Here is a 22,347-nt window from a genome sequence, read left to right as displayed (position 1 = left end):
CAAAAGCTATTTCAACTTATTCTTTGGACGCACAGTAACGACTTCTACCGGCGTTTTGCCAGTGAAGGATCAAAAAAGTTAACAAAGGGGAGACTTCAGCGAAAGTTGCCAGCAATGCCCCTGTGGAACCCACAGGGGCAAGGGCCGTCAGCGGTTGATCTGGATTTCCGTACGGCGGTTCAAGGCACGGCCTTCAGCGGTTTTATTGTCAGCCACCGGCTGGCTCTCACCCGCACCCGTCACCGCCACAAAAGCGCTGCGTGGCACACCCGAGCCGACCAGGTAATCCGTCACCGAATGCGCGCGCTTATCCGAGAGCCGTTGGTTGTAGGCGTCTTTGCCCACGCTGTCGGTATGGCCGGTGACACGCAGTTGAGCGCTTGGGGCTTCCTGTTTCAGGCGGGTGGCGATGATGTCGAGCTCGGTTTTATCCGCCGCAGTCAGCCTGGCCGAGTCGAATTCAAAGTGCACATCGCGAATCACGATGGTTTCTTCCTTGACCACCACGACCTCCTCAACCACGGCCGCTGGCGGCGCAGGCGGGCACCCATCGGCATTTACCTGCACGCCTTTTGGCGTGCCCGGGCACTTGTCGCGGCTGTCTGGCACGCCGTCGCCGTCTTCGTCGCCATCGCCGTGCACCCAGCAATAGGCGCCGGCCATGCCACCGATCAGCAGCGCACCATAGCCTGCATAGGCCGAGCTTTCAGTGGCACCGATCGCCGCGCCGGTCACACCGCCAACGGCGGCACAGGTGGGCCAGTCGGTTTTTTGCAAACCTGCGCAACCTGTCAATACTCCGGTTAGCAGAACCAAGGGTAGAGCTGTCCGCATGATGCTCATCTGATTTCTCCTGAGGGGATCGGCGGGGGCCGATGGGTGGAGTAAAGACGGCTCTTTTCATCTTCGCCACTGCGCCGTCCCCCTGTATTCATTGAGGTTCGTTGCTACTGTCGGACTTTTCGCTGCCGCCCGCTCTAGGCCCGCACGCTCAGCCGCGCTAGTCTCTACGGTCCTGATGTGAGGATCTCTGATGACCGCTGGTATTTCTGCTCGTACACCCCAGCAAGCCTTGGCCGCCTTGCTTGATCTGCACCCGCCAAAACGCCTGTTGCTGTTGGGCGCCAGCCAGTTCCCGGCGCTGGAGGCTTTTAAAAAGGCGCACCCGGATACCCAGGTGTCTATCGCGGCACCGGGAGCCTTGCCGGCGGAGCTTGCCGCACAGCGGTTTGACCTGGCGCTGGTGGTGGACTGCCTGGAGCACCTGTCAAAACCACAAGGCCTGACGCTGCTGGGCGGCATCCGCAACCTCAATGCCAGCCGCATCGCGGTACTGGTGGACCTGGGCGCCTGTGACTGGAAAGACACCGACTTCTTCTCCCTGGCCTTGCAGGCTGGTGAGCGTTTCCAGCGTGATGAGCAGGTTCTGACGCTGTTTACTTATGATCTGCTTGACTATAAACAAGTACCGGACTGGCTCAACGCCCGCTTTTGGGCCAACCCGGAAAACTTCGGAAAGTACTGGTGGTAACCCGATGAGCACACCCATTTGCCCCTGCGGCAGTGGCAACCTGCTGGATGCCTGCTGCGGCCATTATCACGCCGGGCACCCGGCACCTTGCGCCAGCGCGCTGATGCGCTCGCGCTACAGCGCCTACGTGCTGGGCCTGGTGGACTATCTGGTCGCCACCACCCTGCCCGCCCAACAGCCGGACCTGGACCGCAATGCCATCGGCGCCTGGAGCGCGCAGAGCACCTGGCTCGGCCTTGAAGTGGAAAGCTGCGAGGTGTTTGGCGGCCAGCCGGAACACGCCTTTGTGACCTTCACCGCACGCTGGCATGACAGCACCGGCGAACATAGCCACCGCGAGCAGTCCTCTTTCGTACAGAATGACGGGCGCTGGTACTTCATCGACCCGACAGTGCAAGTGAAGGCCGGACGCAACGATCCGTGCCTGTGCGGCAGTGGGCAGAAATTCAAGAAGTGTTGTTCCAGCTATCTCTAGCCACCACAGGACTCACGCCATGCTCCGGATGTACAGCTTGATGCTGGCGTTAACCCTTGGTTTGAGCGGCTGCGCGTCGTGGTTCGAAGACGACTCACCGCCGCCGCACGTGTCCCTGGTGAAAGTCGAAGTGGTGCGCGCCAAGCTGCTGGAGCAGAAGTTCAAGCTGTTCTTTCGCGTGGACAACCGTGACGACGCCGACCTGACCGTGCGCGGCCTGATCTACAAGGTCAGCCTGGGCGACTTCGTGTTGACCGAGGGCGAGTCCGACGAGTGGCTAACCGTACCGCCGCGCAGTCATAAGTTTTTCCGGGTGTCGGTACGCACCAACCTCTGGCCGCAGATCCGTGATGTGGTGCAGATGCTGAAAAACCCCAACAAGCCTGTGCCGTATCGCCTGGAAGGTGAGTTGAAAACCGGATTATTCATCGGTTATGACGTGCAGGTGAACCACAATGGCGAGATAATCCCCGGCGATTTTATTCCGGAGCGACATCAATGACTCAGCAACCCCATGTCCATGGTCCTGACTGCAACCATGATCACGATCACCATGATCACGACCACGGCCATGTCCACGGCCCGAACTGCGGCCACGCTCACCAGGAGCCTGTGCGCAATGCGTTGAAGGACGTGGGTCGCAATGACCCTTGCCCGTGCGGCAGCGAGAAGAAATTCAAGAAGTGCCACGGGGCGTAAGCCACGCTGAAGATCCAAATGTGGGAGCGGCGGTGCGACGATTCGATTTGCTCGCTCCCACATTGGGTTGGTGGATGGGGCCGTATAAATTGCTTCTAAGATTATGCGCAAATGTTTCATTGAATTTTTGCGCACTGAACATCACCTATACCTACAGGCATCCGCTCAAGCATTCCCCTTTTAGGAGAGCTTCATGATCGACCTGTATTACTGGACCACCCCCAACGGTCACAAAATATCGCTGTTCCTGGAAGAAGCCGGTCTCCCCTACGAGGTGCACCCGATCAATATCGGCCAGGGCGAACAGTTCAAGCCTGACTTCCTGAAGATAGCCCCCAACAACCGCATTCCGGCGATCGTCGATCAGAACCCTGCCGACGGCGGCGCGCCGATTTCGCTGTTTGAATCCGGTGCAATCCTGCTGTACCTCGCGGAAAAAACTGGCCAGTTCATTCCAAAAGACCTGCGCGGTCGTCAGGAAGCCTTGCAATGGCTGTTCTGGCAAATGGGCGGATTGGGGCCAATGGCCGGTCAGAATCATCACTTCAGCCAGTTCGCGCCGGAGAAGATTCCCTACGCAATCAAGCGTTATATAGATGAGACCGCCCGGCTTTACGGCGTGCTGGACCGGCGCTTGGCGGATCGGCCGTGCGTGGCAGGCGAGGCCTACAGCATCGCGGATATGGCGATCTACCCGTGGATTGTTTCCCACAAGTGGCAGAGCCAGCGGCTGGAAGATTTCCCACACCTGGAGCGCTGGTTCAACCGCATCAAGGAACGGCCGGCGACGGTCCGCGCCTATGAACTGGTGCAGAAGATCAACCCGCCCAAATCCTGATCTTAAGTCGCACTCAATCAAAATGTGTGGGGTTGCTCGCGAAAGCGGTGTATCAGTCGGTACGTGTGTGACTGACCGACCGCCTTCGCGACCAAGTCGAATCGTCACACCGCAGCCCTCACATTGGTCTGCGCAAGACTCAAGATCTCACGCTTTCCCCAAACTCCCGCTTGCGTCGTTTAGCCGCGCTCACTAACGTAGCGCCTTTACTGACGCTACCCCCCGCAGGAGCTTTGCCATGGCCTCGCCAGCCCTCTCACATTTTCTTCCCCGGTTCGGCGTTGCCGCGGCAGTGGCCAGTGCGTTAAGCCTGGCCGGTTGCCAGCTCCAGAACACCCAGGACACCCTGCCGCCGGTCGCCGGTGTGCTGCCGATCAAAGGCCTGGCTCAAAACGTTTCCGTGCGTCGCAATGCCCAGGGCATGCCGCTGATCGAAAGCAATACCTTCCATGACGCGCTGTTCAGCCTCGGTTACGTGCACGCCAGCGATCGCATCACCCAGATGGTCACCCTGCGCCTGCTGGCCCAGGGTCGCTTGGCGGAAATGGCGGGTGCTGAAGTGCTGGACGTCGACCGTTTCATGCGTGCGGTCAACCTGAAAAAAAGTGCCGGCGAGCTGTATAACGCTTCGTCGCCGCGCCTCAAACGCTTCTTTGAAGTGTATGCCCGTGGCGTCAACGCCTACCTGTTCCGCTACCGCGACAAGCTACCGCCAGACCTGGCCCAGACTGGCTACAAGCCGGAATACTGGAAGCCGGAAGATTCGGCGCTGCTGTTCTGCCTGCTGAATTTCAGCGAGTCGGCCAACCTGCAGGAAGAAATTTCATCCCTGGTGCTGGCGCAGAAAGTCGGCGTCGACAAACTCGCCTGGCTGACCCCAAGCGCGCCGGATGAAGCGGTCCCGCTGGCCGAAGCCGAGAAACTCAAGGGTGTGAGCCTGGGCCAGATCACCGGCCTGGCCGGGCTGGACGCGGTCAGCCAGCAACTGAGTCGCCTCAACTCACTGGCGGTCACCACCTCGAGCAACTGGGCAATCGGTCCGCAACGCAGCCGCAGCGGCAGAAGCCTGTTGGCCAACGACCTCGCCGCCCAGCCGCAAGCCCCGTCGCCATGGAGCTACGTGCAGATCCGTGCACCTAAATACCAGGCCGTGGGCGCCTCGATTGCCGGCTTGCCGACGCTGCTGTCCGGCTTCAACGGCAAGGTCGCGTGGAGCATGAGCACGGTCAAGGGCGACACTCAGGACCTGTTCCTGGAAAAGGTCAAACGCCAGGGCAACGCGTTGTACTACGAGAACAACGGAAAATGGCTACCGGCAGGTGTGCGTAACGAAACCTTCTTCGTGAAAGGCCAGCGCTCGATTCGTGAAGTGGTGTACGAAACCCGCCACGGTGCCCTGCTCAACAGCAGCCAGGCGCTGACCACCGGCCTGGGCCTGGCCCTGCACACCGCCGACTTCAAGGACGACAAGAGCCTGGATGCGTTCTTCGACCTGTCGCGCGCGCAAAACGCCGCCAAGGCCTCGGACGCAACCCGCGAGATTCGCGCCATTGCGCTGAACATGGTCTTCGCCGACGCCAGCAATATTGGCTGGCAAGTCACCGGCCGCTTCCCCAACCGTCGCGAAGGCGAAGGTTTGCTGCCGTCGCCGGGCTGGGACACGCGTTTCGACTGGGACGGTTACGCCGACGCGATGTTGCACCCCTATGACCAGGACCCGGCCCAAGGCTGGGTCGGCACTGCCAACCAGCGCACCGCGCCACGCGGCTATGGCATGCAGTTGTCCAATTCCTGGGACGCCCCGGAACGTAGCGAGCGCCTGGCGCAGTTGGCCAATGCCGGCAAGCATGACAGCCGCAGCATGATCGCCATGCAATACGACCAGACCACCACGTTTGCTGCCAAGCTAAAGACCATGTTCCAGGCCCCAGGCATGGCCCAGCCACTGAAACAGGCGATCGATGCGTTGCCGGCGGCTGAGCAGGTCAAGGCGCGGGAAGCACTGAATCGCTTGATGGCCTTCGATGGTCGACTGGTGGCAACGTCCGCCGACGCCGCGATCTACGAACTGTTCCTGCAGGAAAGCACCCGTCAGATCTTCCTCGACGAACTCGGCCCGGAAAACAGCACCAGCTGGAAGGCTTTCGTCAGCAATGCCAGCCTGTCCTACGCCGCCCAGGCCGATCACTTGCTGGGCCGCGAAGACAGCCCATTCTGGGACGACGTGCGCACCCCGCAGAAAGAAGACAAACCTTTGGTCCTCGCCCGCAGCCTGGCTGCGGCGATCAGCGCCGGTGACAGCCAACTGGGTACCGATCACAAGGCCTGGCAGTGGGGCAAGCTGCACACGACTACCTGGAAAAACACCAATGGCCAGGTAATTCGTGGCCCACTGGCGTCCGGCGGCGACCACAACACCTTGAACCCGGCACCGTACAACTGGGGCCAGGATTTCACCACCACCCGAGTGCCGGCGCTGCGCATGATTGTCGATTTCGGCCAGGTGGAACCGATGATGGGCCAGGGGGGCATCGGCCAGTCCGGCAACCCGGCCAGCCCGAACTATGCCAATGGCATCGACCCGTCGCTCAAGGCGCAATACCTGAGTTTTCCGATGCAGCCGCAGAACTTTGAGAAGGTGTATGGGAAAACAAGGTTGACCCTGACGCCGGGTAAATAACCCGGGGCCTTACTGAAGAAACCGGACAAGAATGTGGGCGCTGGCTTGCCTGCGCCCACATTTGTTCTGTATACATTCCGATCGAACTTCTGCGTTCAGCCCCGCCTCATAAGTAACAAGCCCACTTCCCCGGTCATTCCATGGACCTCGTCATCGCCCGCCCCGAAGGCCTTTATTGCCCCGCCGGAGATTTCTACATCGACCCCTGGCGCCCGGTGGAACGTTCGGTCATCACCCACGCCCACGGCGACCATGCCCGCACCGGCAACCAGCACTACCTGGCGGCGGCTCCCGGCGAAGGCATCCTGCGCTCGCGGCTGGGCCAGGACATCAACCTGCAAACCCTGGCCTACGGCGAACAACTGGTCCATCACGGCGTCACCCTGAGCTTCCACCCGGCCGGGCATGTATTGGGATCGGCCCAAGTGCGCCTGGAATATCAAGGCAAAGTCTGGGTCGCATCCGGCGATTACAAAGTCGAGCCCGACGGCACCTGCGCCCCCTTCGAACCGGTGCGTTGCCATACCTTCATCACCGAATCCACCTTCGGCCTACCGATCTACCGCTGGCAACCCCAGGCGCAGATTTTTGCCGGGATCAACGATTGGTGGAAGGCGAACATCGCAGCCGGCAAGGCCAGCGTGTTGTTCTGTTATTCCTTTGGCAAAGCCCAGCGAATCCTGCATGGGATCGACGCCAGCATCGGCCCGATCCTCAGCCATGGCGCAGTCGAACCGCTGAACCGGGTGTACCGCGAGGCCGGGATCTACATCCCCGAAACCCTGTATGCCGGTGACTTCAAAAAGACCGACCCGTTGTTGCGCCAGGCCTTGATCATCGCCCCCCCCTCCGCCGGCGGCAGCAGTTGGATAAAGCGCTTTGGCGACTATAGCGATGCCTTCGCCAGCGGCTGGATGCGCCTGCGCGGTACCCGTCGGCGGCGGGGGGTGGATCGAGGTTTTGTGCTGTCAGACCACGCCGACTGGCCCGGTTTGTTGTGGGCCATCGAGCAAACCGGCGCCGAACGGGTGATGGTCACCCACGGCTCTGTCGGTGTATTGGTGCGCCATCTGCGGGAAAAAGGTCTGGATGCCCAAGGCTTCACCACTGAATACGGCGATGACGAAGAGGAGGCCAGCGCATGAAGGCCTTCGCCGAGCTGTACGCCAACCTCGACGCCACCACCTCCAGCAACGCCAAGCTTGCTGCACTGCAAGCCTACTTTCTGCAAGCGCCACCGGCCGATGCCGCCTGGGCGGTGTACTTTCTGTCCGGGGGTCGCCCTCGCCAGTTGGTCCCCACGCGCCTACTGCGGGACACGGCCACCGAAGCGTCGGGCATAGAACCTTGGCTGTTCGAAGAAAGCTACCAGTCGGTGGGTGACTTGGCGGAGACGATTTCCCTGCTGTTACCGGAATCCACCTACACCTCAGAAGACGGCCTTGCCGTGTGGCTGGAAGAAAAACTCCTGCCCCTGCGTGGCTTGCCTCCGTTGGAATTGGCTGAGCGCCTACCGGCGTTATGGGCGCAACTGGATCAGCCCAGCCTGATGGTATGCATCAAGTTGATCACCGGCAGTTTTCGCGTGGGCGTGTCCAAGTTGCTGGTCACGCGAGCCCTCGCTGCCATGGCCGACCTCGACAGCAAGCGCGTGGCGCAGCGGCTGGTGGGCTACACGGACTTGTCCAACCGTCCTACGCCTGAGGGCTACCTCAAGCTGATCGCCGCCGAATCGTCCGACGAACATGCACAAAGGGGTGGGCAGCCCTATCCGTTTTTCCTCGCCCACGGTTTGGCGCAACCGGTGGAGCAGTTCGACACCCTGCTAGGCTCGCCCGCCGACTGGCAGGTGGAATGGAAGTGGGATGGTATTCGTGCGCAACTGGTGAAACGTGAGGGCCGCCTGTGGATCTGGTCCCGGGGCGAAGAACTGGTCACCGAGCGTTTCCCTGAACTTCACAGCCTGGTCAGTGGCTTGCCCGATGGCACCGTAATCGACGGCGAAATCGTGGTATGGAAAGACGCGGTGCAACCCTTCGCCTTGCTGCAACAGCGGATCGGCCGCAAGACCCTGAGCAAAAAAGTACTGAAGGACGCCCCGGTCGCAGTCCTGGCCTACGACCTGCTGGAACATCAGGGTGACGACTGGCGCAACCACACTCAGGCTGAGCGCCGCGCGCAACTTGAGCAGGTGATTGCCCAGTGCAACCAATCCTTGTTGCAGGCATCACCCTTGCTGACGGGGAGCAGTTGGCAGGACCTCGCCGAACAACGCGAAGCCTCTCGCAGCCTCGGGGTGGAAGGCATGATGCTCAAGGACCGCAAAGGTCTCTACGGCGTGGGCCGTACCAAGGATATGGGTCTATGGTGGAAGTGGAAGGTGGACCCGTTCAGCATCGATGCGGTGTTGATCTATGCCCAGCGCGGTCATGGTCGACGCGCCAGCTTGTATAGCGACTACACCTTTGCGGTGTGGGACGGTCCGCCCGGTACCGAACGCACGCTGGTGCCGTTTGCCAAGGCGTATTCAGGGTTGACTGATGAGGAAATGCGCAAGGTCGACGCGATCGTGCGCAAGACCACGGTGGAGAAGTTCGGGCCGGTCAGCAGCGTCACGCCGAGCATGGTGTTTGAGCTGGGGTTTGAGGGGATCGCCCTTTCCAGGCGGCATAAAAGCGGGATTGCGGTGAGGTTTCCGCGCATGTTGCGGTGGCGGCAGGATAAGGCGGTGGAAGAAGCCGATAGTTTGGCCTCACTGCAAGAGTTATTGGTCTGACACATACCCCCTGTGGGAGCGAGCAAGCCCGCTCCCACTTTTTGACCTGCACATGGCTCAAATTGGGGCGTCAGATTTTCCATGCCCATTTCCGGGCATCTCCTACACTCTAACTTCCCTCATCCCACCTTTTAAAACGCTCATTCGGAACTATGGTGCAGAAATTGCTACCAGTGATCCGTCTGACACCGTTCAGTAACAGTCCTAAACGCGCCACAAGCGCTTATCTTGGTTTCCAGGGATTACATAATGAAAAAAGCATTGCTGACCCTTTCTGCACTGGCTCTGTGCATGGCCGCCGGTTCCGCGCTGGCCAAGGAATACAAGGAACTGCGTTTTGGTGTCGATCCGTCCTATGCACCGTTTGAATCCAAGGCCGCCGACGGCAGCCTGGTCGGCTTCGATATCGATCTGGGCAATGCGATCTGCGCCGAGCTGAAAGTGAAGTGCAAGTGGGTCGAAAGTGACTTCGACGGCATGATTCCAGGCCTGAAAGCGAAAAAATTCGACGGCGTGATTTCGTCCATGACCGTGACCCCGGTGCGTGAAAAGGCCATCGACTTCTCTAACGAGCTGTTCTCCGGCCCAACCTCGCTGGTGTTCAAGAAGGGGGCTGGCTTCTCGACGCCCGAGTCCCTCAAGGGTAAATCCGTGGGCTACGAGCAAGGCACCATCCAGGAAGCCTACGCCAAGGCTGTATTGGATAAAGCCGGTGTGACCACCAAGGCCTACGCCAACCAGGACCAAGTGTATGCCGACCTGACCTCCGGCCGTCTCGACGCTTCCGTGCAGGACATGCTGCAAGCCGAACTGGGCTTTTTGAAGTCGCCAGCCGGTGCAGGCTACGAAGTCAGCGCCGCCATTGACGACCCACTGCTGCCGTCGAAAACCGCCATCGGTATCAAAAAAGGTAACACTGAATTGAAGGCGCTTTTGGATAAAGGTATCAAAGCGTTACACGATGATGGCACCTACGCCACCATCCAGAAGAAACACTTTGGCGATCTGAACCTGTACAGCGGCAAATAATGCCTGGAGCGCCCTTCCCTGGAAGGGCGCTTTTTTATCGCCATAGGTCCTGATTTATGTTCGAAGAACTGTTGCAAACCCTCGGGCTGAGCGCGCTCAGCTTGAAGGGTTTCGGCCCGCTGTTGCTGCAAGGCACGTGGATGACGATCAAGTTGTCGGTGCTGTCCCTGGCCGTCAGCATCGTGCTCGGCTTGCTCGGTGCCAGCGCCAAATTGTCCAGCCTGCCCTTTTTGCGCATCCCCGCCCGGCTCTACACCACGCTGATTCGCGGCGTACCCGACTTGGTCCTGATGCTGCTGGTTTTTTACAGCCTGCAAACCTGGCTCACCGGCTTCACTGACTTCATGGAATGGGAATACATCGAGATCGACCCATTCAGCGCCGGGGTGATCACCCTGGGCTTTATCTACGGTGCTTATTTCACCGAAACCTTTCGCGGCGCGATCCTCGCCGTGCCCCGTGGCCAACTGGAAGCCGCCACGGCCTACGGCCTCAAGCGCGGGCAACGGTTTCGCTACGTGACCTTCCCGCAGATGATGCGCTTTGCCCTGCCGGGTATCGGCAACAACTGGATGGTGATGCTCAAGGCCACGGCGCTGGTGTCGATCATCGGCCTGGCCGACTTGGTCAAGGCTGCCCAAGACGCGGGCAAGAGCACCTATCAGTTGTTCTACTTCCTGGTGCTCGCCGCGTTGATCTACCTGATGATCACCAGCGCGTCCAACTTCGTCTTGCGTCGCCTTGAACGGCGCTACTCCGCAGGCGCCCGGGAGGCAGTGCGATGATCGAACTCTTGCAGGAATACTGGCGCCCCTTCCTTTATAGCGACGGCCAGCACATCACCGGTCTGGCCATGACGATGTGGCTGCTCAGCGCCGCGCTGGTCATCGGCTTTCTGGTGTCGATTCCGCTGTCCATTGCGCGTGTCTCGCGCAATCGTGCCGTGCGTTGGCCAGTGCAGTTCTACACCTACCTGTTCCGGGGCACGCCGCTCTATATCCAGTTGCTGATCTGCTACACCGGCATCTACAGCATCGCCGCCGTGCGCGAGCAACCGCTGCTGGACGCGTTCTTTCGCGATGCGATGAACTGCACCATCCTGGCCTTCGCCCTCAACACCTGCGCCTACACCACGGAGATTTTCGCCGGGGCGATCCGCAGCATGGCCCATGGCGAAGTCGAAGCGGCCAAGGCCTATGGCTTGAGCGGCTGGAAGCTGTACGCCTACGTGATCATGCCGTCCGCGCTGCGTCGCTCGCTGCCTTACTACAGTAATGAAGTGATCCTGATGCTGCACTCGACCACGGTGGCCTTCACCGCGACGATTCCAGACATCCTCAAAGTGGCGCGGGACGCCAACTCGGCCACCTTCATGACCTTTCAATCATTCGGTATCGCTGCGCTGATCTACCTGACCGTGACCTTCGCGCTGGTCGGTCTGTTTCGTCTGGCGGAGCGCCGCTGGCTGGCGTTTCTCGGGCCGAGCCATTAAGGAGTGTGTATGCGTCACCAGGTTCATGAACTGATCGCGCCAGTGCCAGGTACGGCGCGGCAGGTTCACAGTTTTCACTTCGGCCCGGAGCAGGCCGAGGGCAAGATTTACATCCAGTCGTCGCTGCACGCCGATGAGCTGCCGGGCATGCTGGTGGCCTGGCACCTCAAAGTGCAATTGGCGAAGCTGGCCGCGGCCGGTCGCCTGCGCAGCGAGATCGTGCTGGTGCCCATCGCCAACCCGGTTGGCCTGGAACAGGTGTTGATGGATATCCCGCTGGGTCGCTATGAGCTGGAGAGCGGGCAGAACTTCAATCGCCTGTTTGTCGACCTCAGTGAAGCCGTCGGCAACCAGGTCGAAGATGTGCTCGGGGATGATCCTCGGCACAACGTCGAACTGATCCGCGCCGCGCTGTCCACCGCCCTCGCCGCGCAAAATGCCGACACCCAGTTGCAATCCCAGCGCCTGGTGCTGCAACGCCTGGCCTGTGACGCCGACATAGTGCTGGACCTGCATTGCGATTTCGAAGCCGTGGCGCACGTGTACACCACGCCCGAGGCCTGGCCGAAGGTGGAACCGCTGGCGCGGTATATCGGTTCGGAGGCCAATTTGCTCGCGACCGACTCCGGTGGGCAATCCTTCGATGAGTGTTTCACCTTGGTCTGGTGGCAATTGCAGCAACGCTTCGGCGAGCGCTTCCCGATCCCCATGGGCAGTTTTTCGGTGACCGTCGAACTGCGCGGGCAAGGCGACGTCAACCACGGCCTGGCCAGCCTCGACTGCCAGGCAATCATCGACTACCTGATTCACTTCGGCGCCATTACCGGTGATGCGGCACCGCTGCCCGACCTGCCCTACCCGGCCACACCGCTGGCCGGCGTTGAACCGGTGGCGACGCCAGTGGGTGGCCTGCTGGTGTTCAGCGCCCTGCCCGGTGAATACCTGGAAGCCGGGCAACTGATCGCCGAAATCATCGACCCCATTTCCGACCGCGTAACGCCGGTGCACTGCCAGAAGGCCGGCCTGCTTTACGCCCGTTCGCTACGCCGCATGGCCACTGCCGGGATGGTCATCGGCCATGTCGCAGGCACCGAGGCCTACCGCAGCGGCTATCTACTTTCGCCTTGAGGATGCACGCCCCATGTACAAATTGACCGTTGAAGGCCTGCATAAAAGCTATGGCGACAATCAGGTGCTCAAAGGTGTTTCGCTCAAGGCCAACACCGGTGACGTGATCAGCCTGATCGGCGCCAGCGGCTCGGGCAAGAGCACCTTTTTGCGCTGCATCAACTTCCTGGAAACCCCCAACGACGGCGCCATGACCCTGGACGGCCAGTCGATTCGCATGGTCAGCGATCGCCACGGCATGCGCGTGGCCGACGACGCCGAACTGCAGCGCCTGCGCACGCGCCTGGCGATGGTGTTCCAGCACTTCAACCTGTGGAGCCACATGAGCGTGCTGGAAAACATCACCATGGCCCCGCGCCGGGTGCTGGGTTGCAGCAAGAAAGACGCCGAAGACCGCGCCCGTCGCTACCTCGACAAGGTAGGGTTGCCGGCGCGTGTGGCCGATCAATACCCGGCGTTCCTGTCCGGCGGCCAGCAGCAACGGGTCGCCATCGCCCGCGCATTGGCCATGGAACCCGAGGTGATGCTGTTCGACGAGCCCACCTCGGCCCTCGATCCGGAACTGGTGGGCGAAGTGCTCAAGGTGATCCAGGGCCTGGCCGAGGAAGGCCGCACCATGATCATGGTGACCCACGAGATGAGCTTTGCACGCAAGGTGTCGAGCCAGGTGCTGTTCCTGCACAAGGGCCTGGTGGAAGAGCAAGGTGCGCCTGAGGATGTGTTGGGCAATCCCAAGAGTGAGCGCTTGCAGCAGTTTCTAAGTGGCAATCTCAAGTGAAGCAGATACGCGCATGAAACGTATGGCGTGTGCGTCGGGTTTCAAAGCGCCAGCCTGCCTGCGTGCAGGCACGCGAGACGATTTCCAGGCCAAAGCCGAACCCCGGCGACACGCGCTGTTCCACACGGTTATTGATGATCACCAGTTGCTGCTCAGTGAGGACAACCCGGACTTTGCCGGCGCCATGCTGAACAGCGTTGCCCAGCAGGTTCTGCACCACACTGCGGGCTATCGCCTCATTGGTCTGCACGCAGATCGTTGATGCTCCAGTCAGCACCCGCGCATCAGCCGCGAGAGGGTAAAGCAGCTGGTATTTTTCGATCTGCTCGGCGACAACGGCGCACAGGTCAATCGCCGCATGGGGTAATTGACGCGGTTCACGGGCCAGGGACAAAAACAGCTCAATGGTCATTTTCATTCCGGACAACGCGCCTTCCATGCGTAGCAGGCTGCGTGCGGATTTTTCGGCGTTGCAGCCGGGCAAACGCAGGATCGCCAGGCTGTTGTTCAAGATACCCAAGGGGGTGCGTAGCTCGTGGCTCACGTGCCGGGTAAAGGCCTGCTCGCGCAGCAGCGCGGCATTTTGCTGGGTCACCAGAGCCGACAGCGTACGGCTCAACGTGCCGATTTCATCCTGGCGCTCGAACCCGCTGAATCTGCACGGCCCACGCGGTTCAGAGGCCACGTCCTCCACCAATTGGCTGACGGGTTGGGCAATGGCACGGGCAATCGCGATGGCCAGGATCGTACCCAGGATCAGGATCAATCCGGCCACCGCGCACAACAGCCCGAAAATCCGAGCGCCGTAGCCTTCGGTCTGGCTGAGTTCAGACTCGTTCAGCACCAGTATCAGCCACTGTGACGCACCCGGTACAACACTTACGAACACATGGACATCCTCTCCCTCCAGTTCATGGTGACCGGCTGGCAATTGGCGCATGACGGCCGGAACTTCAGCGTCCCCTGACCAGTAGCCTTGCAGGTAAATGCTGTTGGGCATCGCTGTCGCTGCCCCCTGCAGGCTATGCCGTTCCGTGAACGCCTGTGCCTCAAGCTTCAAATAGCTGGCAATGATGTTGTCCTCTGTCACGTTGACAGTGGCCCAGATCAGCACGCTGTAGAGCAACGTGATGGTTGCCATGAACGGCAGCAGTGCAGAGAGGATTCGCGCAAAAAAGGAATCAGTAAGGAATCGCAAGACGATAGCCCTTACCGTGAACCGTGCGGATCAGTTCGTTACCGTATGGCTTGCCCAGGGCTTGGCGCAGCCGGTAGATATACGTGCGCAGTGCATCACTGTCTGGCGGATCACCCTCTGGCCACAACGCGGCCTCCAGTTTGCGCCGGCTGACGGGCTCCGGTGCCCCATCGGCAAGCAGGTTCAGCAAGGTGAATTGGAGGGCGGGCAACACCGTCATGACGCCGTTGTGACGCAACGCCTGCGAGACCGGATCAATCACCAGGTCGCCCAGTTGTTTGACACCGCGTGGCTGGCGCGGGGAGCCCCGGCGGATCAGCGCGCGGATACGCCATAGCAACTCTTGAGGCTCAAAGGGTTTGACCAGGTAATCGTCGCCGCCTGCGTCGTAACCCTCTTGTTTATCGGGCAGTGCGTCGCGTGCCGTCAGGAATATAACGGGCGTGTGGTTCTGCTCGCACCGCAACTGGCGACAGGTGTCAAAACCACTCATGCGAGGCATTGCCACATCCATGACGATGAGGTCGTATTCATGGTGCTGGACACGCTCCAGACAACTTCGCCCATCGCGAGCGAAATCTACATCGAAACCAAATTCACCGAGATAATCCCCTAACGAGCCCGCCAACGCATGATCATCTTCAACTAGTAATATTTCCATCAGGACAAACTCCAAATTCTTACAAGCAACTAAGAACATCCCTTCAGCAAACAAATAAAACCCGACAACAAATATCGTTTCGCGACGTTACATTTGATTCACACTTCATCTTATACATTCTTGTCATGCAAAAAATACTTCGATTGTTCATCCGTTATCTGGGCGCAGGCTTCTTCGCGACACTGGTGCATTTCGTAGTGTTCGTCTGCGTGCTGCCTTACTACGGCCCAACACCATCCGTTTTTTGTGCAGCCGTTGCGGGGGCGCTGGTCGCCTATTGCCTGTCCAGGCATTGGGTATTTGCACAGCGAGACTGCAATAGAGGGCGATTTTTCATAACGACCGCCAGTCAGGTTTTATCTAGCACGCTTATTGTCACGCTACTGATCCACTGGGGCGTACCTGCACAACTTTCACAGCTCATGACAATGGTAGCCGTGACCCTTCAAGGTTTTACGATTAATTACCTCTGGGTATTCAAACATGACAGCAAACGCGAACCTCTTCAGTGAGTCCTTGCCTGCCACGAAACTTACAATACTGGTGCCTTGCTTTAACGAGCAGTGCGTAATAATGCAATTCCATTCGCGCCTGATGGCCATCATTGACCGCGTAAAAATCCGCACTGAAGTGTTCTACATCAATGACGGCAGTCAAGACCAGACAGCGGCTATGATCGATCAATTTTCTCAGGACCCGCGTGTCAGGTGTCTGCACTTGAGTCGCAACTTCGGCAAAGAAGCGGCCATGCGCGCAGGCATCAACGACATAGACGGCGGCGCAGTAATCATCATGGACTGCGACCTGCAAGACCCACCGGAGTTGATCCCGCTCATGGTGCAGGAATGGCACAAGGGCTATGAGGTCGTGAACATGCAGCGCCGTTCGCGGCACTGCGATTCCTGGATAAAACGCACGGCCGCAAGGCTCTATTACGCCACGCTGGACCAACTGATCGACAATTTCGAAGTCCCCCAGCAAGTCAGTGATTTCAGACTGATAGGGCCCAACGCCCTCGCGGCCATTCGCGCCATGGACGACAACGCCGGCGTATTGAAACTACTGGTCAGTTGGCTCGGCTATCCAAGTACCGAAGTGAACTACGACCGCAAGCCACGCCAAGCGGGCACAACCAAGTGGACGCCATTGTCATTGCTGGACCTGTGTGCGGACTCGATTCTTGCTTTCTCTACTCGCCCGCTGCGCCTGTACAGCTACTTGAGTGCCATGAGTTTTCTGGTTGGCTCACTGTGGGTTGCAGTCACCGCGACATTCGGTGAACTGACCCATGCGCATCTGCTGGTGCAATCGATTCTGTTGTTGTGCCTGGGAACCGCCGTGGTCGGCGAGTATGTCGGTCGGGTGCTGACGGTGGCGAGCCCCAGGCCCAACTCCCTGCATAAGCGCGATCAATCTTGAATCCCTTCATAAAGGCTGACGGCATGAATCATTCCGCGTCCGTGCGTTTGCTCTGGGGCATCCTGTTCGCGGTGCTGCTGGCGCGCCTGGTCACACTCGGGCTCTATCCAATCATGGATACCTCGGAGGCCCGCTATGCCGAAATTGCCCGAAAAATGCTCGTTTCCAATGACTGGATCACGCCGATGTTCGATCACGGTGTGCCGTTCTGGGGCAAGCCGCCTTTGTCATTCTGGCTACAGGCCCTGAGCATGAAAGTGTTCGGCATCAACGAGTTCTCCAGCCGTTTTTCAACCTGGCTGCTGCATGTCGCCAGCTGCGCGCTGATCGTGCACTTCGCCTGCCGCGAGCGCAGCCTGCGAGTCGGCCTGACGGCAGCGATTATCTACTCGACTTGCACACTCGGGTTCCTTTCCAGCGGTGCCGTGTTGACCGACGGCGCATTGGCGTTCGCCCTTTTGCTCGCCCACTTGGGCGTGTGGCGCGGTTTGATGCACGGTGACCGCAGGTGGGCCATGGCGGGATTTCTCGGGCTTGGCCTGGGCCTGCTCGCAAAAGGCCCGCTGGCGCTTGTGTTGCTGGCGATGCCCGCGTCAATCTGGCTGGCGCTTACCGGCCATTGGCGGCGATTGCTGGGGCTGCCATGGTTGCCGGGGTTGGCACTGATGCTCGTCGTGGCCATGCCCTGGTATTGGCTGGCCGAACTGAAAACCCCGGGTTTTCTGGAGTACTTCATCGTCGGCGAACATTTCAGTCGCTACGTCATCAGCAAATGGCAAGGCGATCTATACGGCAGCGCGCATGCGCAACCCTTGGCGATGATTTGGGGGCACCTGCTGGGCGGGCTTTTGCCCTGGGCGCTGTGTTTACCGATGCTGGTCAAGCTGCGCGGGCAATTTGAAGGTCAGCGGGAGTACTTGATCTTTGTACTGGGGTGGGCTGTTTCAGCGCCCTTGTTCTTTACCATGTCCACCAACATTCTCTGGACCTACGTACTGCCCGCGCTGCCAGCCTGGGCGTTATTACTGGCTGAGGTGCTGTGCCGCAAAATACGCGGTACCGTCATCGCAGCCATGGCGTCGGCCTTGCCACTACTGGGCTACATCTTGATCATCAGCGGCGAGGTTGCCGACCGCCCACAAAACCAGAAAAACATGGTTGCGCTTTGGAAAGCGCAACAAGCCGCTGCGCCCGGCGACTTGATCTACCTGGGCTCACGCTCCTATTCGGCCGAGTTCTATAGCAGCGGCTGGGCACGGCACACCAAAAGCCCACAACAACTGCCGCTGTCGAAAGACTTTTACCTAGTCCGACGCAAAAACAACCAGCAACCGCTGCCGCCAACCTTGACCTGCAACGCAGTGGCCCAGGCCAATACCTACCAATTGCATTACTGTCGTGCTGCACCCGGTTAAACCTTTGGCAGGCGTTCAGGGTCTGTGCAATAAGCCCTTCAGAGCGTCAGCGCCCGCATGGCAAAACCTCTCGACTTCGCCCGGCAATGGTTCACCGCCAAAGGCTGGAAGCCGTTCGCCTTTCAAAAAGAAGTCTGGGCGGCGGTCAAGGAAGGCCGATCGGGTTTGCTGCACGCCAGCACCGGCGCCGGTAAAACCTATGCACTGTGGTTTGCCGCGCTCAACCGCTTCGCCATCACGCGCCCAGCGGCAACCGGTAAACGCAAACCGCCGGTTGAACCGCTGACGGTGCTGTGGATCACGCCCATGCGTGCGTTGGCCGCCGACACCGCCCGCGCCCTTGAAGCGCCGCTCGAGGCGTTACAGATTCCCTGGCGTGTCGGCCTGCGCACCGGCGATACCAGCAGCAGCGAACGCGCACGGCAGACCCGCCGCCAGCCCACCGCACTGGTCACCACTCCGGAAAGCCTGACGTTAATGCTCGCCCGCGCCGATAGCGAAGCCAGCCTGGGAAACCTGCGCATGGTGGTCGTGGATGAGTGGCACGAACTGATCGGTAATAAACGCGGCGTGCAACTGCAACTGGCGCTGGCACGCTTGCGGCGCTGGCATCCAGAGTTGATGGTGTGGGGTATTTCGGCAACTTTGGGTAATCAGTCTCACGCATTGGAAGTACTGGTCCCACAGGGTGACGGGATCAATGTGCAGGGGCTAACGACCAAGCAGTTGATCATCGACACGTTATTGCCACCCGTTACAGAACGTTTTCCCTGGGCCGGGCATATCGGCTTGAAGATGCTGCCCCAAGTGGTGGCCGAGGTGGAAAGCAGCAGCAGTTGCCTGGTCTTTACCAACACGCGAGCGCAATCGGAAATCTGGTACCAGGCATTGCTTGATGCCCGTCCCGATTGGGCCGGAGTGATTGCCCTGCACCATGGTTCGCTGTCGCGAGAGACCCGTGACTGGGTGGAGCGGGCGTTGAAAGACGGCCAGCTCAAGGCGGTGGTGTGTACGTCAAGCCTGGACCTGGGGGTGGATTTCCTGCCGGTGGAGCGCGTACTGCAGATCGGCTCGGCCAAAGGCGTGGCCCGCCTGATGCAACGCGCGGGTCGCTCGGGACACGCGCCGGGGCGGCCCTCGCGGGTGACATTGGTGCCGACCCACAGCCTGGAGTTAGTGGAGGCCGCAGCAGCGCAGGATGCGATTGCGCAGCGGCGCATTGAAGCGCGCGAGTCGCCGCACAAATCGTTGGATGTACTCGTCCAGCATCTTGTCAGCATGGCATTGGGCGGTGGCTTTACACCGCAAGCGCTGCTGGCCGAGGTACGCGGCGCCTGGGCTTATCGCGATCTGACGGATGAAGACTGGGCCTGGGCGCTGGGATTTGTGCGCCATGGTGGCCTTTCGTTGACGGCTTATCCGGATTACCGTCGCGTCGAGCCGGACGAGCACGGCATCTGGCGCGTCCCGGACGCAAGGCTGGCACGTCGGCATCGCATGAGCATCGGCACCATCGTCAGTGACGCGAGCATCCAGTTGAAGTTCTGGAGCAAGGGCGGCGGCGGCAAAAACCTCGGCAGCGTCGAGGAAGGTTTTATTGCGCGGCTCAAGCCGGGAGATGGCTTCCTGTTCGCCGGGCGCTTGCTGGAGCTGGTGCGGGTCGAAAACATGACCGCCTATGTACGCCGCAGCACCGCGAAAAAAGCCGCTGTGCCGCGCTGGAATGGTGGGCGCATGCCGCTTTCCAATGAGCTGGCCCAGGCCGTCGTCGTGCGCTTGGATGAAGCGGCCCAGGGACACTTCGAAGGGCCGGAGATGCAGGCGGTGCAAACCCTCTTGCAAACACAATTGCGCTGGTCCGGCTTGCCGACGCGCGCGCATTTGCTGGCTGAAGCCCTGAAATCGAGGGAGGGATGGCAACTGTTCCTCTACCCCTTCGCCGGACGCCAGGTGCACCTGGGGCTGGCGAGTGTGTTGGCGTGGCGGGTCAGCCGAGGGCAGCCGGTCACCTTCTCCATTGCGGTGAATGATTACGGGCTGGAGTTGTTGAGTGCCACGCAATTGGATTGGCCGGCGCTGTTGAACGACGCGCTGCTGAGTTCTGAAAACCTGCTGGATGATGTGGTGGCCAGCCTGAATGCCGGGGAGCTGGCCCTGCGCCGTTTCCGTGAAATCGCACGGATCGCCGGGCTGGTGTTCGCCGGTTACCCTGGCGCGCCGAAAAGTACCCGACAGGTGCAGGCGTCCAGCGGGTTGTTCTTTGAGGTGTTCAAGCAATATGACCCGCAGAACCTGCTGCTGACCCAGGCGGGGGAAGAAGTCCTGCGTGATGAGTTGGATATTCGCCGGCTGGAAGAGACATTACGTCATCTGTCGGCGCTGAAACTGGACCTGCATGAGATCGAACGGCCTACGCCGCTGGCCTTTCCCCTGTTGGTTGAGCGGATGCGCGAAAGCATGAGTTCGGAAAAACTCTCTGAGCGCATTGCGCGGATGGTCAAGGACCTGGAAAAAGTCGCGGATAACGGGAAGCGCTGATGGTTTGTTCGGTAATGCTAGAGGGAGAAGCGTTGTGGTTGCTGGCAGACAAGGCCGTCTATTGGCCTGCGCGTCAGTGCCTGTTGATTGCAGATGCGCATTTCGGCAAGGCGTCGGCGTATCGAAGCCTGGGGCAACCGGTGCCGCAGGGAACCACGACCGAGAATTTGCAACGACTGGACCGGCTGCTATCGACGCTACCGTGTGCACAGATGATCTTTCTAGGTGATTTCCTACACGGTCCAGGCTCTCATGCCAGCGGCACGCTGAGCGCACTGAGAACCTGGCGAGCACGCCATCCTGACCTGCCTATGACCTTGATTCGAGGCAATCATGATAAACGTGCGGGTGACCCGCCTGCGGATCTGAGGATCGAGGTTGTTGCGCAGCCGCTGCTGATGGCCCCGTTTGCACTGCAACACGAACCGGAAGCCCATGCGACCCACCATGTATTGGCAGGGCACGTGCATCCTGTGTATCGCTTGCGCGGCAAGGGACGGCAAAGTTTGCGCCTACCGTGCTTTCAGATCGGGACGCAGGTCAGCTTGCTGCCGGCGTTTGGCGCGTTTACCGGTGGCTTTGCCGTGGAACACGCCAATGACCGCCGAATATTTGTCATCGGCGACCATCAAGTTTGGCCAGTGCATTGATTGGCTGACGAGGTGTCAGGCTACAGGCGCGGGAGGCGGCTCATCTGGAACAGTGGGCGAGCCCGGTTCTTCAATGGGCTGCGGGGAATCCGGGTCTGGCTGGCCGGGAATACCACCCGCATACGCAGGGTCGGCCATCAGGGACCAGGCCAGAACGCCAATCTGGTTGGGTTCAAGCCGGGCAATTTCTGCGCTGATTCGCGGGTCGATCTTCATAAAGTACTCCTCAAGCGTGGCTCGACGCGTTTTACACGCGCCGAGGCAGTACACCTAGATAGAGTCACTTTCTTCAGACTAATTCCCTTTACGCGTAAGACCTTTCTATCAAGCGCGTGGGAGAGTGACGCCGCGCTGGCCCTGATACTTGCCCGCGCGGTCTTTATAGGACACTTCACAGGCCTCGTCAGACTGCAGGAACAGCATCTGCGCCACGCCTTCGTTGGCGTAGATTTTCGCCGGTAGCGTCGTGGTGTTGGAGAATTCCAGGGTGACGTGGCCTTCCCACTCAGGCTCAAGCGGAGTCACGTTGACGATAATGCCGCAGCGCGCGTAGGTACTTTTACCCAGGCAGATGGTCAGCACGTCGCGGGGGATACGGAAGAACTCCACGGTGCGCGCCAGGGCGAAGGAGTTCGGAGGGATGATGCACACGTCGCTCTTGACGTCGACGAAGCTCTTTTCGTCGAAGTTCTTTGGATCGACGATGGCCGAGTTGATGTTGGTGAACACCTTGAATTCATCGGCACAGCGCACGTCGTATCCATAGCTGGAAACGCCGTAGGAAATCACCGGGGCATCGCCTTGGCCGCGGATCTGCCGCTCGACGAACGGTTCGATCATGCCGTGCTCTTGCGCCATGCGGCGAATCCACTTATCCGATTTGATGCTCATGGCGGTGTCCTGAATAGCGAGGTGAAAAATCTGTTGGGCATCTTACCGGGGCCGGCGTTGGGGTTCAAAGGCCACGGGACTTTTCTTAAAAAAACGCCGGTTGCTTACACGTCTTAGCCAACGGAGCCGGGCCCCCTATAGCGGTGGGA

23 protein-coding genes are annotated in these 22,347 nt (G+C 59.9%); 18 read left to right on the top strand and 5 right to left on the bottom strand.

Going from position 1 to position 22,347, the window contains the following annotated elements:
• Positions 1-147: 147 nt before the first annotated feature.
• Positions 148-843, bottom strand: a complete 696-nt coding sequence (locus tag AACY44_RS14050; protein WP_339418088.1) for an OmpA family protein — start codon at positions 841-843, stop codon at positions 148-150.
• A 190-nt stretch (positions 844-1,033) separates the two neighbouring features.
• Here AACY44_RS14050 and AACY44_RS14045 point away from each other — a divergent pair, with 190 nt between their 5' ends.
• The 13 genes from AACY44_RS14045 to AACY44_RS13985 all read left to right on the top strand — a co-directional run bounded on the left by AACY44_RS14045 (position 1,034) and on the right by AACY44_RS13985 (position 13,426).
• Positions 1,034-1,531: a DUF6231 family protein gene (locus AACY44_RS14045; RefSeq protein WP_339418089.1), complete on the top strand. Its 498-nt coding sequence runs from the start codon at positions 1,034-1,036 to the stop codon at positions 1,529-1,531.
• A 4-nt stretch (positions 1,532-1,535) separates the two neighbouring features.
• Positions 1,536-2,006 (top strand): YchJ family protein, encoded by a 471-nt coding sequence (locus AACY44_RS14040; protein WP_339418090.1) that lies wholly within the window; start codon positions 1,536-1,538, stop codon positions 2,004-2,006.
• Positions 2,007-2,025: 19 nt separating this feature from the next.
• Positions 2,026-2,508, top strand: coding sequence for an LEA type 2 family protein (locus AACY44_RS14035; RefSeq protein ID WP_339418091.1), 483 nt, complete (start codon positions 2,026-2,028; stop codon positions 2,506-2,508).
• On the top strand, positions 2,505-2,705 hold the full coding sequence (locus AACY44_RS14030) for an SEC-C metal-binding domain-containing protein (protein WP_003189235.1): 201 nt from the start codon (positions 2,505-2,507) through the stop codon (positions 2,703-2,705). The genes AACY44_RS14035 and AACY44_RS14030 overlap by 4 nt, the downstream gene beginning before the upstream one ends.
• A gap of 193 nt (positions 2,706-2,898) precedes the next feature.
• A complete protein-coding gene (locus tag AACY44_RS14025; RefSeq protein ID WP_339418093.1) occupies positions 2,899-3,543 on the top strand; it encodes a glutathione binding-like protein in 645 nt (214 codons plus the stop codon).
• 238 nt (positions 3,544-3,781) lie between these two features.
• The gene (locus tag AACY44_RS14020; protein WP_339435901.1) at positions 3,782-6,223 is read left to right on the top strand and encodes a penicillin acylase family protein; all 2,442 of its coding nucleotides are present in this window, start codon (positions 3,782-3,784) and stop codon (positions 6,221-6,223) included.
• A gap of 140 nt (positions 6,224-6,363) precedes the next feature.
• Positions 6,364-7,368, top strand: coding sequence for a ligase-associated DNA damage response exonuclease (locus AACY44_RS14015; RefSeq protein WP_339455710.1), 1,005 nt, complete (start codon positions 6,364-6,366; stop codon positions 7,366-7,368).
• Complete coding sequence (locus AACY44_RS14010) at positions 7,365-8,999, top strand: ATP-dependent DNA ligase (RefSeq protein WP_339418099.1); 1,635 nt, start codon at positions 7,365-7,367, stop codon at positions 8,997-8,999. Before AACY44_RS14015 ends, AACY44_RS14010 begins: the two co-directional genes overlap by 4 nt.
• A 249-nt stretch (positions 9,000-9,248) precedes the next feature.
• A complete protein-coding gene (locus AACY44_RS14005) occupies positions 9,249-10,028 on the top strand; it encodes a transporter substrate-binding domain-containing protein (protein WP_339418100.1) in 780 nt (259 codons plus the stop codon).
• Positions 10,029-10,084: 56 nt separating this feature from the next.
• Positions 10,085-10,813, top strand: coding sequence for an ABC transporter permease (locus tag AACY44_RS14000; protein WP_339418102.1), 729 nt, complete (start codon positions 10,085-10,087; stop codon positions 10,811-10,813).
• The gene (locus AACY44_RS13995; protein ID WP_065872420.1) at positions 10,810-11,520 is read left to right on the top strand and encodes an ABC transporter permease; all 711 of its coding nucleotides are present in this window, start codon (positions 10,810-10,812) and stop codon (positions 11,518-11,520) included. Before AACY44_RS14000 ends, AACY44_RS13995 begins: the two co-directional genes overlap by 4 nt.
• A 9-nt stretch (positions 11,521-11,529) precedes the next feature.
• Complete coding sequence (locus AACY44_RS13990; RefSeq protein ID WP_339427095.1) at positions 11,530-12,648, top strand: succinylglutamate desuccinylase/aspartoacylase family protein; 1,119 nt, start codon at positions 11,530-11,532, stop codon at positions 12,646-12,648.
• A 13-nt stretch (positions 12,649-12,661) separates the two neighbouring features.
• Positions 12,662-13,426 carry an ABC transporter ATP-binding protein gene (locus tag AACY44_RS13985; protein WP_339418106.1) on the top strand — a complete coding sequence of 255 codons (765 nt, stop codon included), beginning with the start codon at positions 12,662-12,664 and terminating at the stop codon, positions 13,424-13,426.
• Here the strand turns inward: AACY44_RS13985 and AACY44_RS13980 are convergent.
• Together AACY44_RS13980 and AACY44_RS13975 are read right to left on the bottom strand one after the other, a co-directional pair.
• Entirely contained in the window at positions 13,419-14,567 is a 1,149-nt protein-coding gene (locus AACY44_RS13980; protein WP_339530444.1) for a sensor histidine kinase, read from the bottom strand. The two genes, AACY44_RS13985 and AACY44_RS13980, sit on opposite strands and share 8 nt — an antisense overlap.
• 40 nt (positions 14,568-14,607) lie before the next feature.
• On the bottom strand, positions 14,608-15,285 hold the full coding sequence (locus AACY44_RS13975) for a response regulator transcription factor (protein WP_339418109.1): 678 nt from the start codon (positions 15,283-15,285) through the stop codon (positions 14,608-14,610).
• Positions 15,286-15,410: 125 nt separating this feature from the next.
• On the opposite strand from AACY44_RS13975, the gene AACY44_RS13970 reads away from it, so the two are divergent.
• Genes AACY44_RS13970 through pdeM form a run of 5 tightly spaced genes read left to right on the top strand, consistent with a single transcriptional unit; the run spans position 15,411 to position 21,307 of the window.
• Positions 15,411-15,797, top strand: coding sequence for a GtrA family protein (locus AACY44_RS13970; protein WP_339437973.1), 387 nt, complete (start codon positions 15,411-15,413; stop codon positions 15,795-15,797).
• On the top strand, positions 15,769-16,704 hold the full coding sequence (locus AACY44_RS13965; RefSeq protein ID WP_339418111.1) for a glycosyltransferase family 2 protein: 936 nt from the start codon (positions 15,769-15,771) through the stop codon (positions 16,702-16,704). Before AACY44_RS13970 ends, AACY44_RS13965 begins: the two co-directional genes overlap by 29 nt.
• Before the next feature lie 23 nt (positions 16,705-16,727).
• The gene (locus tag AACY44_RS13960; RefSeq protein ID WP_339418112.1) at positions 16,728-18,119 is read left to right on the top strand and encodes an ArnT family glycosyltransferase; all 1,392 of its coding nucleotides are present in this window, start codon (positions 16,728-16,730) and stop codon (positions 18,117-18,119) included.
• A 57-nt stretch (positions 18,120-18,176) separates the two neighbouring features.
• Positions 18,177-20,657: a ligase-associated DNA damage response DEXH box helicase gene (locus AACY44_RS13955; protein WP_339530441.1), complete on the top strand. Its 2,481-nt coding sequence runs from the start codon at positions 18,177-18,179 to the stop codon at positions 20,655-20,657.
• Positions 20,657-21,307, top strand: coding sequence for a ligase-associated DNA damage response endonuclease PdeM (gene pdeM / locus AACY44_RS13950; protein WP_339437971.1), 651 nt, complete (start codon positions 20,657-20,659; stop codon positions 21,305-21,307). Before AACY44_RS13955 ends, pdeM begins: the two co-directional genes overlap by 1 nt.
• 15 nt (positions 21,308-21,322) lie before the next feature.
• On the opposite strand, the gene AACY44_RS13945 is transcribed toward pdeM, so the two are convergent.
• Positions 21,323-21,523, bottom strand: a complete 201-nt coding sequence (locus tag AACY44_RS13945) for a hypothetical protein (protein ID WP_049709645.1) — start codon at positions 21,521-21,523, stop codon at positions 21,323-21,325.
• Between the two features lie 108 nt (positions 21,524-21,631).
• On the bottom strand, positions 21,632-22,198 hold the full coding sequence (gene dcd, locus AACY44_RS13940) for a dCTP deaminase (protein ID WP_010212421.1): 567 nt from the start codon (positions 22,196-22,198) through the stop codon (positions 21,632-21,634).
• Positions 22,199-22,347 lie beyond the last annotated feature (149 nt).

The organism is Pseudomonas sp. RA_15y_Pfl1_P11, assembly GCF_963970975.1.
GTDB lineage: Bacteria > Pseudomonadota > Gammaproteobacteria > Pseudomonadales > Pseudomonadaceae > Aquipseudomonas > Aquipseudomonas tritici.
The sequence above is the reverse complement of the archived record's forward strand: the minus strand, read 5'-3'. Positions and strand labels throughout refer to the sequence as shown.